Here is a 13785-nt window from a genome sequence, read left to right as displayed (position 1 = left end):
CCGTAGTCCATGATGCGACATACGGGCGGACGCGCCTGGGGAGCGACCTCGACGAGATCCAGTCCACGCTCCTCCGCCATCGCCAGAGCTTCGCGCACAGGAGTGACGCCGAGCTTGACACCTTCCTCGTCGATCAGGAGAACTTCGGGGATCTTGATTTCCTCATTCACGCGGGGCTCCTGTTCCTTGTTTTCTATGGCACTTCACCTCCAAAAAGAAATAGGCCGGACACTCGGCCCGGCCTCAGTACACAAAAATCCGCATGGATTTTCGGGTTCCTGGCCAGTCAACAGCCGAAGCGTCGACAGGCGAGAGGTCGAACCTCTTCTTGAAAACGACATACCCGCACAGGAGAAGACATTAGCATACTCTTCCCCATCTGGCAAGCGGCACGAAAAAGCCGCCGTCCCGAGACACCGCTCAGGAGCCGGACGGCTCCGCCGGGACAGAAGGCACCATCGGCCCCGACGCGGGGGCTGAAGATTCCTCCGGCGCCGGTTCGGCCATACGGTAGGTTCCCGGCTTGAGATAGGGAAGCAGCGCATCGAGGACCTCTCGGTTCTGCAGGCGGTTCCCCCAGTCGATGAGGGCCATCAGATCCTCCGCCGTGCTCTCGCTTTTGAAGGAGAACCAGAGGCGGTTCAGACCGTCCGTCAGCAGATCCATGTCCTTCGAGATCTGCGCCAGGGAGATGAGGTGCTTCCCGACCTGCCGCTCCGCGATGTCCCGCACCATAAGCGCCTTTTTCGCCTCCTCCAACAGCGCTCGCTGGGCCTGGGGCGTTCTCGCCTGCATGGCCTCGGCGATGGTGCGGTCCCCTTTCATGCCCTGGCCGAGAAAAATCAAACCGAAGAGGGCGACCCCGGCGAGCAGGGCACCCACGCCGCGCTGCAACACCGGGCGCCGCAGCGTGCTCCAGGAAAGACGCTCCGGAAGCAGCACCGATGTGGCGAAGGCGAAGGCGGCGGAGATCCACAGGGCATTCTCGATCCTCCGAAAAGGCCTGGACCAGAGCGCGTCGAACCAGATCAACGCAAGCATCGCCAAGGCCCAGAGCGTCTCCAGCGGAATTTTCTCCCGTCGCACCACGATGCCGAGAAAGGCCCAGAGGAGCCACAAGAGAAGAGAGATCACCAGAAGCCCTCCCACGAGGCCGAACTCGGCGAAGAACTGCAGGTACTCGTTGTGGGCCCACATGGTGAACTTCCAGTCCCGGTTCGGAGAACGCTGAAGCATCTCTTTCTGGGCGTCCAGATAGTGCCACTTGAACTGCCCTAGGCCGACCCCCTTCAGGGGCTGCTGAGTGATCATGGTCCACGAGGTGGCCCAGATGTCGATGCGCCCTCCCACGGTCTCGGGATTTTTGAGCACATCCATCCACTTCGATTCCAGCGAACCGGCGCGCCCGGCGTTGAAGAGCACCGTCGCCAAAAGCCCCAGCGCGAGGAGGGAGACGATGCCCCCGAGGCGGCGCAGATGTCGCGCCTCCTCGTTCCGCCAGGTCACGAGGGCCATGACGGCCACGGCGACCCCCAGAGAGAGGATCGCCGCCCGGGTGGTGGAGCCCCAGAGCCCCCAGGCGTTGACGGCAAGGAGAAGGATGTTGGCGAGACGCACCGGCAGGGAGCGGCGGTAGGCTCCCTCCTCCCGGCCGTAGGCCACGTGGAGGTAGATGCTGTTCAGGCAGGCCATGGCCACCCAGAGACCGAACATCTCCTGCTGTCCCGTGTTGCCGATGTAGTTTCCCGGCGTGGGGAGGATGAAGGCGAAGGGGCCGCTCAGATTGCGGATCTGCAGCTCCGCGAAGATCACGTTGCATGCGGCGTTGAGGTTCGCCCCCCAGAGAATCCACCGGAAACGGTCCCTGGGAAGGAAATTGTAGCAGAGCACGTAGGCCGCCCAGAGGGAGGCGAAGAAAAACCACTCCCGGGCGAAGGTCGGAACGGACTTGATCTCCGTCCACAGGGGCTGGGCGGTGACATACAGGAGAAAGGCGAGCCAGATCCACCCGAAGGGGTCGATGGTGAAACGGACTTTTTCCGTTCCCTTGAAAGCCACCACAAAGCCGGCGACGATGCAGAGCACTGCCAGGGGAACGAGGGCCACCACCCATTTCATGAAATGGAGCGTCTGAAACCAGTTCATCCCCGAGTAGACGAGGTTGGGCACCGCGAGGGAAACGCCCATGCAGAGCAGACACAGCCACTGGAGCATCCCCTGGAGCGAGAGACCACCCTTCCCCGCGATTCCCGTCTCCGTCGGAGACACCTTGCTTCCCGCACTTTTCCTTTTCTGCGCCACGAACGTCACTCCCCGTTGTCCTGAAATTGCCTGTGGTATTCTACCATAAGAGACGGACACCCCGGGACCACGAACGCTTCCGTCCTTCCGCTCCCCGGCGTTTGCCGCGCTGCGAAAACGAGCGAGGCGGCCCGACAGGTTCCTCTCCAACGTGCTCGCGTTCTTCTCAAAACATGCAAAGAGGGACGGAATCGTTCCGTCCCTCTTGCTTTGCGGTCGTGCTCTTTTCCGGACATCCTGCGCACCCGCCGGAAAACCTTAAAAAACCCACGAAAACGCCCCTCGGCGGGGCCTCCCGTTCGTTCCTTCCGCCGTGCCGCGTCGCACCGTCCAGGGCGGCATCTCCCCGCACGACCGTCCCCCTTCGACTCCGAGGGGGGAAATTCACCTCCGGAGCGTTCGGCAGACCGTGTCCAGGAGCGTTCCGTCCCGGTACTCCACCACGGCCACGATGTGATCCTCGTCGTACTCCACCGGGCGGGGAACCCCCGTGAGGCGCTCCACTTCCTTCTTCAGGTCGGCGATGTCCTTCACGGGAAGGTTCGCCTTCAGCGCGGCCTCCAGCAGGTCCGCCCGGGCGGGGTTGATGCAGATCCCCCGTTCGGTGACGATGGCGTCCACGGTCTCCCCGGGGGTGATCACGGTCTTGACCGAGTCCTTGATGGTGGGGACACCGCCGCGGAACGAGGGCGCCACGACGATGGCGAGCTCGGCTCCCGCCGCCGTGTCGGCGTGTCCTCCCGAGGCACCCCGGAGCACCCCGTCGTTGCCGGTCATGACGTTCACGTGAAATTCCGGATCCACCTCCAGGGCAGCGAGGATCACCACATCCAGGTTGTGCACCAGACATCCCTTGTTCAGGGGATTCGCGTACCAGGAGGCATCGATCTCGATGTGGTCAGGGTTGCGCACCATCGATCCCGTCACCGCCGAATCGAAGCTCTGCACGTCGAACATGGCGTTGAAGAGCCCCTCTTCGAGCATGCCGGACATGAATCCCGAGATGCCCCCCAAACCGAAACTGCCCCGGATGCCCTTCTCCCGGAGATGCTCCCGCACGAAGGCCGCCACGGCGAGGCTCGCTCCGCCCGCGCCGACCTGGAAAGAGCACCCGGGCGCGAGCAATCCCGAGGCGGCCACGAGGTCGAAGGCGTTCTTCGCCACGCAGAGATCCACGGGATTCCGGGTGATCCGGGCCGCCCCCGTGGCGATCTTCGTCGGATCGCCCAGGCTGTCCACCACCACCACTTGGTCGACCAGATACTGCGGCACGGAGATGCGCGGGCGGACGGGATAGTCCATCAGGTCGTCCGTCAGGGCGATGACGTGCCTGGCGTGGCGCACGTCCACCTGAGCGTACCCCAGGGCGCCGCAGGCTGATTTGCCGATGCACCCGGTGAAGTTTCCCAGGACGTCGCAGGCGGGAGCCCCCATGAAGGCCACGTCGATGGCGATGCTTCCCTCCTCGACGGCCCGGGCCCGCCCGCCGTGCGTGCGTATGACCACGGGAATTTCCAGCTCCCCTGCCGAGACGGCCCTGCCGACCTCCCCGCGAAGACCCGAGGTGTGCAGGCGGGTCACCACTCCCCGCCGGATGTAGTCCGCCACGAAGTCCGCCGTGTCGGGGAGGGAACTCGGCGCGAGGGTGAGATCGCGGAAGCCCATCTCGTCCAGTGTGGCGAGCACCAGCGACATGAGTGCATCACCGTTGCGGAAATGATGGTGAAAGGAGATGGTCATGCCGTTCTCCAGGCCGGAGCGGCGGACCGCCTCCTTAAGATCCGGCGCGACCTTGTTCCGGGACGGCGGCGTGGCCTTCAGGGGCGCGCAGATTCTCGGTCGCTCCCGCCTCTCCGCGATTTTCGCCATGGCACCGGCGTAGGGCTCGAAGGAGCCGATTCCCGGTACATCCGCGGGCACGAAGCGCCCGATGGCGTTTCGAACCATCTTCGCCCGTCTCATGCCATCTCGTCTCCCTTCATGCCGTAGAGAACCCCCAGATCCAGAAGCCGCTGAGCCCTGACCACGATGGGGCCGTCCACCATTCTTCCGTCCACGAGCAGAACACCCTTTCCCTGCCGCTCCGCCTCTTCCGCGGCGGTAACGATGCGCCAGGCCCTCCGGAATTCCCTGGGGTCGGGGCGGAACGCCTCGTGAATGACCGGAATCTGGCTGGGATGAATCGCGGCCTTCCCGGTGAACCCCATCTCGACAATCTGCTTCGCCTCCGCCGCGAGCCCCTCGGGGTCGTCCACGTCGGTCCACACCGTATCGAAGGCGGCGATACCCGCGGCTCTCGCGGCCATGACCACCCGCCCCCTGGCGTAAAAGAGTTCCCACCCCTCCCGAGTCTTCTGCACCCCCAGATCGGCGGTGAGATCCTGTCCGCCGAGCGTGAGGGCCTTCACCCTCGGCGAGGCCGTGGCGATCTCAAAGGCGTGCTCCAGCCCCCTCGCCGTCTCCAGCATGGCATGGATACCCACGGTACCGGCCTCCATGCCGTGGCGCTCCTCGATGGTCGTCATGAGTGCGTCCGCCCGAAGGACATCTCCGGGACTCTGACACTTGGGCAGTCGCACCGCCGAGGGCCTCGCGGGAATGATCTCCTCCAGGTCCGTCTCGAAATAGGGTGTGTCGGCACCGTTGATCCGCACCGTCACCTCCACGCGGCCGAAATCGAGAACCCTGAGGAAGTGCGCCACCAGCCGCCTCGCCGCGTCCTTCTCGGCCACCGCCACAGCGTCCTCCAGATCGAGCAGGACGCTGTCGGCGCCAAAGACCGGCGCGTGCTGGAGCATTCCCGGCGAATTGCCCGGCATGTAGAGCATGGATCTGCGCGGTTTCACGAACGTCACTCCTTCCGCAGGGCCCGCTCGAGTGCGATTTCGAGCCGCGCCCGCAACGTCGCCTCCAGGGCACCCTGATCCGAAATCTGCACGCGGAGACAGGGAGTGCCGTAGCGCTCCAGGATCTCCCGCACCATCGCCTCGGTCCGCTCCGCGAAGAGTCCTCCGTTGCCGCTCCGGTACTCGAAGGAGAATTCTCCGCTCGGCGCCAGAGTCACGAGACAATCCGAGGATTCCAGCGTTCCCGCCTGAGCCGCCTCGTAGCGCATGTTCTCTCACCATCCGTTCCGAAAATCTTGTCAGAACATTTTCAACGCCTCTGTTCCCATTTGACAAAAAAACGAAAGCCTCTAAAATGGATTTTGTGAACGGTATCCCGTATCCTGGATGCATCATAGTTCTTCTGACGGTTTTTCGCAACAAGCTCCGGAGAAGATCTTTTTTCGTCCATACGGGAGAAACCCTTCCGCCCCATGAACGAGGGAACTGTTTCTGCAGGAAAACGGGTTTTGCATGGCAAGAGAGCGGCCTTCCCAATCCTGCCGCTGTGGCACATCAAAGAGGTTCCAGCAGTCGCTCATCGCTTTCCAGAAAAACGCTTCCTCAGGCAAAAAAACAAAAACTTTTCACTCCTATCCATCGTGCGGGAGGGATTGTTTCATGACCATGTTGGACACCTTCGATCCGGGATCCGTCAAGCCCATCCGCGACATGATCTACGACCGCCTCCGCGAAGCCGTCTTCAACGGAGAACTCAAACCCGGAGACCGCCTCGTCGAGAGCGAGCTGGGAGACCGGATGAGCGTGAGCCGCACACCCGTACGGGAAGCCCTGCGCAAGCTCGAAATGGAGGGCATCGTCGAGTACCTTCCCCGCAAGGGCGTCGTCGTGAAAGGCTTCTCCCGGGAGGACATCATCGAGATCTACTCCATCCGACAGGCTCTGGAAGTCATGTCCACACTCGCCGCCGCCGAGCGCATCACTCCGGAGGAACTCGCCTTTCTCCGGGCCTGTCTGGACAGCGCGGAACGTCACATGGCCTGCGGCGACAACGAAGCGGTCTTCAAGGACCACCAGGAGTTCACCGACGCCCTCATCGCCAGCTCGAAAATGCCCCGGCTCATTCAGCTCATCGGAACCTACCGGGAGTACCTCCACCGCTTCCGCAGGATCACTCTGGGTAAAAAGCCGCGTCAGACCGACGTTCTCGTGCAGCACCGGGCCATTCTCGACGCCGTCGCGGAGAAAAATCTCGCTGCGGTAGAGCACCTCGTGAAAGCCCATCTCCAGACCGCCCTCGACGCCTACCTCGTCTCCCTGGAAAGCGAGGCATCCGGCAACCGCGAGGACAAAGGCGAAGACGAATGGGAAACGTCTCCCGAAAAATACTCCCCTGTCTCGTCACGCTAGCGCCGGTGGTACATCCCCACTCCCGCACGAAGCCGTATCCGTCGGCACGAATGCGACTTCCGGGGACGGAGAAACCCCGAAGACGGCGCTTCACTCTCCACGACATGCAGGAAACATTGTCGTGCGTTCTCTCAGATCAGAGGTGAAAGGGGTTGGTGCACGGAAGAAGTCTCGCGTTACGCCATCGCGGAGGGGATTCTGTTTTTTCGGCATCGCGGAAGGCGCTTTGCGCCGAGGCGAATGACCCTGTTCGGAGGTGACACCAGCATGAGACGTTCGATTCTGCTCCTCCTGGCACTGGCGGTACTGTTTGTCGCCGGAGCCGCTTTCGCAAGCGACTATCCTTCCAAGCCCTTCGAGTGCATCGCTCCTGCAGGTCCCGGCGGCGGCTGGGACACGACCATGCGCATGGCCACCAAGGTTCTCACGGAAGAGGGGTTCGTGAAATCCCCCATGCCCGTGATCAACAAACCCGGCGGCGGCGGCGGCGTAGCCCTCGCATACGTGCAGAAGAAGGCCGGCGATCCCTATTCCCTCATCGTCTACTCTCCCCCTCTTCTTCTCATCAACCTCACCGGCCAGACCGAACTGAGCTACAAGAACCTCACCCCCATCGCCATGCTCATCAATGACTACGGCGCATTCGCCGTTCCCAAGGACTCGCCCTATCAGTCCATGACCGACGTGATCGAGGCGCTGAAGAAGGATCCCAAGAGCGTCAAGATCGGCGGCGCCTCCTCTCCGGGAAGCATGGACCATCTCCAGATTCTTCAGGCCGCTCATGCCGCGGGCGTCTCGGGCCTGAAGGAGATCGCCTACATCCCCTTCCAGGGCGGCGAGAGCCTCGCGGCTCTTCTCGGCGGCCACGTGGGCGTCCTCTCCACGGGCATGGCGGAAGTCGTGGGTCCCCTTGAGGCCGGTGACATCCGGGTCCTCGCCGTGACCTCCCCCGAGCGCATCGCCGAGGGCCCTCTTGCGGCAGTGCCCACCCTGAAGGAACAGGGCATCGACACGGTGTTCATCAATTGGCGCGGCATCTTCGGCGCTCCCGACATGCCCCAGGCGGAGAAGGCCTTCATGGAGGACGCCCTGGGCAAGATGGTTCAGACGGCCTCGTGGGACGAGATCTGCAAGCGCAACGGCTGGACGAAGGCCTTCATGGGTTCCTCCGATTTCGCGACCTTCCTCGAAAAGACCAACGAGGAGTACAAGACGCTCCTCACCGAGATCGGCCTCTACAAGCAGGCCCAATAGTCGGACAACACGCTCTCCGGTCGCCTGCGGCCCGTCTGCCCACGGGCCGCAGGGCCTTCGGTCCCCCGGCTTGCCGAAAGGGACATTCAGACAATCCATGAGGTGATGCCATGCGACGCGACACGATAGTGGGACTCGTCTCCCTCTGTTTCGGAGCGGTTTATACGATCCAGGCGTTTCAGTTGCCCAAGGCCGCGATAGGCAATCCCTGGGCTCCCATCTACTTTCCCGCCACCCTGGGCGTCCTGACGATGCTCCTCGGCCTCGCGGTTCTCCTGGTGGACCAAAAGCGCGCCGCGGCGGGACACAGGGACAAAGCGGGCAAGGCCAAGGATCCCGGCTACTGGATCCTCACGGGAGGCACAATTCTCCTCTCCTTCGCCTATGGTTTCCTCTTCGAACACATCGGCTTCATCCCCTCGACGCTGCTCTTTCTCGGAGGACTGCTCTTTCTCGTGAACGGCAAATCGGCATGGAAGCTCAATGGCATCATCACGGTCCTCTTCACTCTCGGGCTGTGGGTGGTGTTCGTGAAAGCCTTCCAGATCAATCTCCCCTAGGGCGGAGGCGAGGACATCATGGACATTCTGCAGAGCCTTCTTTACGGATTCTCCGTCGCCGCAACGCCGATAAACCTGGCCTACATGGCCTTCGGCAGCGTTCTCGGCACGGTTCTCGGCATGCTTCCAGGTCTGGGGCCCTCCACGGGAGTGGCGCTCTTTCTCCCCCTCACCTACGCCATGAGGCCCGAGACAGCGCTCATCACCATGTGCGCCATCTACTACGGAGCCATGTTCGGCGGCTCCCGAAGCTCCATTCTGCTCAACATCCCCGGCGACGGCGCCGCCGTGGCCTCCTGCTTCGACGGCTATCCCATGGCACAGAAGGGGCAGGCCGAGGCCGCCCTTGCCATCTCCGCCATCGCCTCCTTCATCGGCGGATTGCTTTCCGCCGTGGCTTTCGTGGCCCTGGCGGTCCCCATGGCCCGCTTCGCCCTGCGATTCGGCCCCCCGGAGTACTTCACGCTCATGGTCTTCGCCCTGGCGGCCACCGCAGCCATCTCCAAAGAAGCCCTCCTCAAGGGAATGATTTCCCTCCTGATCGGACTCATGATCACCACCGTGGGCATCGATCTCCAATCGGGGGTGCAGCGCTTCACCTTCGGCCTTCCGGAGCTCCAGTCGGGCATTGATTTCGTGGTGGTCATCATCGGCGTCTACGGCATCGGCGAGGTGTTCAAGAACTTCGAGACCATCAAGGCCAAGGGCGCCCAGGCGATCCAGAGAAAGTTCGGCCGCATCTGGATCTCCATGGAGCAGTGGAAACGGAGCTGGATCCCCATTCTCCGCCAAACGCCCGTGGGCTTCCTCATCGGCATCCTCCCCGGGGCGGGCGGAACCATCGCCGCCATGATGGCCTACAACAACGAGAAACAGCTCTCCAAGCACCCCGAAGAATTCGGCAAGGGCGCCGTCGAAGGGCTCGCCGCCCCCGAAGCGGCGAACAATGCCTGCTCCATCGGCGCCATGATCCCCATGATGACCCTGGGTGTGCCGGGATCGGGCACGACCGCAGTCATGCTGGGAGCCCTGCTGATCCTCGGCCTCCAGCCCGGCCCCCTGCTCTTCCAACACCATCCGGACGTGGCCTGGGGCGTCATCGCCAGCCTCTTCCTCGCGAACGTGGTCTGCGCGATCATCAACATCCCCCTTGCGGGTGCCCTGGTGCGGGTTCTCTCGGTGCCCCCCCGTATTCTCTACCCGCTGGTGATCGTCCTTGCCCTTCTCGGGGTCTACACCATCAATTACAGCGTCATGGAGTTTCACATCCTCGTCCTCTTCGGTCTGGTGGGGTACTTCATGAAATCCTTTAAGATCCCCACGGCGCCGCTGATCCTGGCCGTGGTGGTGGGACAGTCCATGGAACAGTCCTTCCGCCAGTCCCTCATGCTCTCCGACGGGGCACTGTCGATCTTCGTGCGCTCCCCCATCTGCATCACTCTTCTCGCGCTTGCGGCCGTCTCCATCGCGTGGCCCTTCGTCTCGGACATGATCAAGAGGAAAGAGCCTCCTAAACCCGCCCACGCTCCTGCGGCACCGGAGGAATAATTCCGGCGGCAAAATGGACGGGACCGGACACTGGGGGAAAAAATCCGGAAAACGGGAAAAACTCCCGGGCGGCCGCAAAAAAGGCCCCGGGGCATGACAAAGCAAGGGGCGATGAAACGAGGATCTCTTCCTCGTTCCGTCGCCCCTTGCTCTGTCATGCCTTCGCCGCCAAGCGGAGCCGGCTCCGCCATCCGCCACAGCCCAACTCCCCCTTCGGGGCCGCCCGGGCCGAACGGACGCTCACAACCTGCGCCCCGCGAGCAGCATATTTTGTGCGGTTGCTTCACCCGCTTCCGCACACAACGGCCCCCCGGAAACAGCCTGAGATGCGCCGCCGAACACTGTGAAACCTTTTTACATACAACGTGACGCCGGCGACTGCACACACCTGACGTACACACCGGGGAAAGACCTTGCCGCACCATCCTCCGCCAGCCGAGCACAACACCGATCCTGGAAAACGCCGTGGACCCGGAGCCGGGGCTCACCCCTTGACGATTCTGGTTCCAGCGCTGCCCTTCAGGGCCTCCACAGCCTGTTCGAGGTTGGCGATGAGCGCGAAAGCACCGCCATTCTCCACGAAGCGAAGTGCCGCCTCGACTTTGGGTCCCATGCTTCCCGCACGAAAATGTCCCTCCGCCGCGAGCCTTCTCAGCTCTCCCGCCGTAATCACCCCGAGCTTTTTTTCATCGGGTTTTCCGTAGTGCACGCACACGTTGGGCACATCGGTGAGGATGACAAAGGCCTGGGCGTTCACCTGCTGCGCCAGCCGTTCCCCCGCGAGATCCTTGTCGATCACCGCCTCCACACCATGAAGGAGGCCATCGTCCCTTCGGACGACCGGAATGCCTCCGCCTCCGGAGGCGATCACCACCGCACCGCGGTCCACGAGACCCCGGATGACATCGCTTTCCACAATTCCCTTCGGGTCCGGCGAGGGAACCACCCTGCGCCAGCCTCGTCCCGCATCCTCGATCCAGCTTTCCCCGGACAGTTCCATGCGCCTTCGGGCCTCCGCCTCGGTGAAGAAGGGCCCCACAGGTTTTGTGGGATGGGAGAACGCTGGATCACGGGGATCCACCTCGACCTGGGTCACGACACACACAGGAGGATGCCCGGAGATACCGAACTCCGCCATGATGTTTCGCAGGCTCTGGCAAAACATGTACCCGATGAACCCTTGAGTTTCGGCCCCACAGACATCCATGGGCATGGGCGGCACCTGCCGGCTTCCGAGTTCGTTCTGAATGAGCACCGCTCCCACCTGCGGCCCGTTTCCGTGGGTGAGAACCACCTCATATCCGGCCCGGAGCATTCCCGTCACCTGCTCACAGGTGGCGTGGACATTCCGCATCTGTTCCTCCGCCGTCCCCTTCTGTCCCCGCTGTAGAATCGCGTTTCCTCCAAGCGCCACGACGACCCTCTGCGACACGCTCATCCCTCCAGAAATCCGCGAATGGAAGTACTCCCTCTTATTCTATACCCTGAGGTCTCGGCAGGATACATGTCCTTCCATTCGAAATGAACTCTCCGGCGCTGTCGATACAGCGAGAGACACCCCCTCAGAACCGGCCATTTCCTCCCCATGCTCGCTTCTGCGCATACTCTTCACAAAGCATGATTCCGGGACATGCCCGGCGCGTGTCCTTTTTCGCGCGAAGGCACCTCAAGAGGACATGCGACACTCCCGGAAAAAACCGGACAATCACCGACGGCCGCAGCACGCCACAACGGAGATTTTCCGACCCTGCGCACGCAACGCAGCGCGGTACCGGCCGCAAAAACGCTGGAGGGCGAGAAACGAAAGAGCGGGTCCATTGCGGACCCGCTCGCGCACCGAGCTTTTCGAAGAGAGGCGGAAGAACTCCACTGCCAAGGGAAGCGGGCACGACACCGGGCCGCCGGAGACCGCAGCGTCCGCCCCGGCCGCAGCGCCACTCCCGCCGAAGGAGCGCGCAAGCGACGGAGAGACGCTACTGCTCCATGATCTCCTTTTCCTTCTCCTCCAGAATCTGATCGATCTTTTTGATGAACTCGTCGGTCATCACCTGAATCTCCTTGAGGAATTTATCCCGGGCATCCTCGGTGATGACCGTGTCCTTTTCCATTTTCTTGAAGGTCTCGTTGCCTTCTCTGCGCAGGTTGCGAACCACCACCCGGGCTTCCTCGGCATATTTCCGGACGAGCTTGGTGAGGTCCACCCGCCGTTCCCGGGTGAGTTCGGGAAGGTTGATGCGGATATTCTCTCCGTCGTTCTGGGGAGTGACCCCCAGGGGGGAGGCGAGGATCGCCTTCTCGATGGCCTTGAGGGCCGTCTTGTCCCAGGGAGCGATGAGAATCTGACGGGGTTCTGGGGTTGTCACGGTTCCCATCTGCTTGATCGGGGTGGTGGCTCCGTAATACTCCACCTTGATTTCCTCAACAAGGGCCGGATGCGCTCGACCGGTACGCACTCCAAGCAGTTCGTTCCGAAAGAAATCAATGCTCTTTTCCATGCGTCCACGCAGATCTTTAATCGCAGCGTTCGGCATTCCCGTCACTCCTCTCCTACGATACCAGCGTGCCCGTCCGTTCACCCTCTACGAGCAGTTTCCTGAGATTGCCCTTCCGAAGGATGTTGAAAACGATGATGGGGATCTTGTTCTCCATGCACAGGGAAAACGCAGCGGCATCCATAACCCTGAGCTGCATCCGCAACGCGTCCAGATAGGTGAGATGCGACAGAAGACGTGCCTCCGGATGCGTCTCGGGGTCACTCTCATATATACCATCCACTTTGGTGGCCTTCAACAGGCAATCCGCATTGATCTCCGCAGCCCGGAGCGCCGCCGCCGTATCTGTGGAGAAATAAGGAGAACCCGTTCCGGCGGCGAAGATGACGATTCGCCCCTTTTCGAGGTGGCGAAGAGCCCTGCGGCGAATGAAGGGTTCGGCGAGCTGGCGCATTTCCACCGCCGTCTGCACTCTGGTCGGCGTACCTATCTGTTCCAGGGAATCCTGAAGGGCAAGAGCGTTGATGATCGTCGCCAGCATACCCATGTTGTCCGCCTGGGCACGCTCGACACCCTTCCGTTCCGCCTCGGCACCGCGGAAGATGTTGCCGCCCCCGACCACGAGGGCAACCTCGATGCCCGCCCGGCCGATCTCGGCAATCTCCTCCGCCATGGCCGCGACGGTGTCGAAATCCAGACCGAACTTCTGGTCACCCGCAAGCACTTCTCCGGAGAGCTTCAGCAGAACACGTTTGAAAGAGGCCATCGCACACCCTCCTCGCCTTCGCGACATTCCAGCCGTCACGAGAAGCCCATGAAAAAAGGGGCGGAGAAAAAAGATCTCCGCCCCTCGTCTTTCCTCTGCCGCTATTCCCCGATGGAGAATCGGGAAAAACGACGGACGACGATATTCTCTCCCAGCTTGGCAATGTTCTCGATCACGAGATCCTTGATCTTCCGGTCCGGATCGCGGATGTAGTTCTGTTCGAGAAGGCACGTGTCCTCGTAGAACTTCTTGACGCGCCCCTCGGCGATCTTCTCCACGATGTGCGCGGGCTTTCCCTCTTCGAGAGCCTGGTTCTTGTAGATCTCCCTCTCTCTCTGGAGGTCCTCCGCAGGTACGTCCTCGGGAAGGACGTACTGGGGATTCGCTGCGGCGATGTGCATGGCGATTTCGTGTCCGAGGGTGAGGAATTCGTCGGTGCGGGCCACGAAATCGGTCTCGCAGTTCAATTCCACCAGGGTGCCGATCTTGCCCGTGGTGTGGATGTAGCTGAAGATTCTTCCTTCGGAAGCGGTACGACCGGCCTTTTTCGCCGCCTTGGCCAGTCCCTTTTCCCTGAGATAGTCCACAGCCTTTTCGACATCGTCATT

The 13785-nt window shown here is 62.1% G+C and carries 13 protein-coding genes; 4 read left to right on the top strand and 9 right to left on the bottom strand.

From position 1 onward, the window contains the following. From infC to Q1K49_RS13235, 5 genes are all read right to left on the bottom strand, one after another. On the bottom strand, positions 1–197 hold a 197-nt coding region (gene infC / locus Q1K49_RS13255), incomplete at its 3' end, for a translation initiation factor IF-3 (protein ID WP_300526470.1). Positions 198–420: 223 nt separating this feature from the next. Beyond that, positions 421–2301 carry an O-antigen ligase family protein gene (locus tag Q1K49_RS13250; protein ID WP_300526469.1) on the bottom strand — a complete coding sequence of 627 codons (1881 nt, stop codon included), beginning with the start codon at positions 2299–2301 and terminating at the stop codon, positions 421–423. A gap of 384 nt (positions 2302–2685) precedes the next feature. Continuing rightward, positions 2686–4263 (bottom strand): citrate lyase subunit alpha, encoded by a 1578-nt coding sequence (citF, locus tag Q1K49_RS13245; RefSeq protein WP_300526468.1) that lies wholly within the window; start codon positions 4261–4263, stop codon positions 2686–2688. Continuing rightward, positions 4260–5147 (bottom strand): aldolase/citrate lyase family protein, encoded by an 888-nt coding sequence (locus Q1K49_RS13240; RefSeq protein ID WP_300526467.1) that lies wholly within the window; start codon positions 5145–5147, stop codon positions 4260–4262. Before Q1K49_RS13240 ends, citF begins: the two co-directional genes overlap by 4 nt. A gap of 5 nt (positions 5148–5152) precedes the next feature. Then, on the bottom strand, positions 5153–5416 hold the full coding sequence (locus tag Q1K49_RS13235; RefSeq protein WP_213693977.1) for a citrate lyase acyl carrier protein: 264 nt from the start codon (positions 5414–5416) through the stop codon (positions 5153–5155). 391 nt (positions 5417–5807) lie between these two features. Here Q1K49_RS13235 and Q1K49_RS13230 point away from each other — a divergent pair, with 391 nt between their 5' ends. From Q1K49_RS13230 to Q1K49_RS13215, 4 genes are all read left to right on the top strand, one after another. Beyond that, a complete protein-coding gene (locus Q1K49_RS13230; RefSeq protein WP_300526466.1) occupies positions 5808–6557 on the top strand; it encodes a GntR family transcriptional regulator in 750 nt (249 codons plus the stop codon). Positions 6558–6824: 267 nt separating this feature from the next. Beyond that, positions 6825–7811, top strand: coding sequence for a tripartite tricarboxylate transporter substrate binding protein (locus Q1K49_RS13225; RefSeq protein ID WP_300526465.1), 987 nt, complete (start codon positions 6825–6827; stop codon positions 7809–7811). A 110-nt stretch (positions 7812–7921) separates the two neighbouring features. Further along, a complete protein-coding gene (locus Q1K49_RS13220) occupies positions 7922–8371 on the top strand; it encodes a tripartite tricarboxylate transporter TctB family protein (protein ID WP_300526464.1) in 450 nt (149 codons plus the stop codon). 18 nt (positions 8372–8389) lie between these two features. After that, a complete protein-coding gene (locus tag Q1K49_RS13215) occupies positions 8390–9919 on the top strand; it encodes a tripartite tricarboxylate transporter permease (RefSeq protein ID WP_213693512.1) in 1530 nt (509 codons plus the stop codon). Between the two features lie 484 nt (positions 9920–10403). Here Q1K49_RS13215 and arcC read toward each other — a convergent pair whose 3' ends face one another. From arcC to Q1K49_RS13195, 4 genes are all read right to left on the bottom strand, one after another. Further along, positions 10404–11357, bottom strand: a complete 954-nt coding sequence (arcC, locus tag Q1K49_RS13210; RefSeq protein ID WP_300526463.1) for a carbamate kinase — start codon at positions 11355–11357, stop codon at positions 10404–10406. A 535-nt stretch (positions 11358–11892) separates the two neighbouring features. Next, positions 11893–12450 carry a ribosome recycling factor gene (gene frr / locus Q1K49_RS13205; RefSeq protein WP_300526462.1) on the bottom strand — a complete coding sequence of 186 codons (558 nt, stop codon included), beginning with the start codon at positions 12448–12450 and terminating at the stop codon, positions 11893–11895. 16 nt (positions 12451–12466) lie between these two features. Then, entirely contained in the window at positions 12467–13177 is a 711-nt protein-coding gene (gene pyrH, locus Q1K49_RS13200; protein WP_029166659.1) for a UMP kinase, read from the bottom strand. A gap of 101 nt (positions 13178–13278) precedes the next feature. Continuing rightward, positions 13279–13785: translation elongation factor Ts (locus Q1K49_RS13195; RefSeq protein WP_300526461.1), on the bottom strand; the 507-nt coding region annotated here is incomplete at its 5' end.

It is taken from the genome of Aminiphilus sp. (assembly GCF_029975095.1).
GTDB lineage: Bacteria > Synergistota > Synergistia > Synergistales > Aminiphilaceae > Aminiphilus.
The sequence above is the reverse complement of the archived record's forward strand: the minus strand, read 5'-3'. Positions and strand labels throughout refer to the sequence as shown.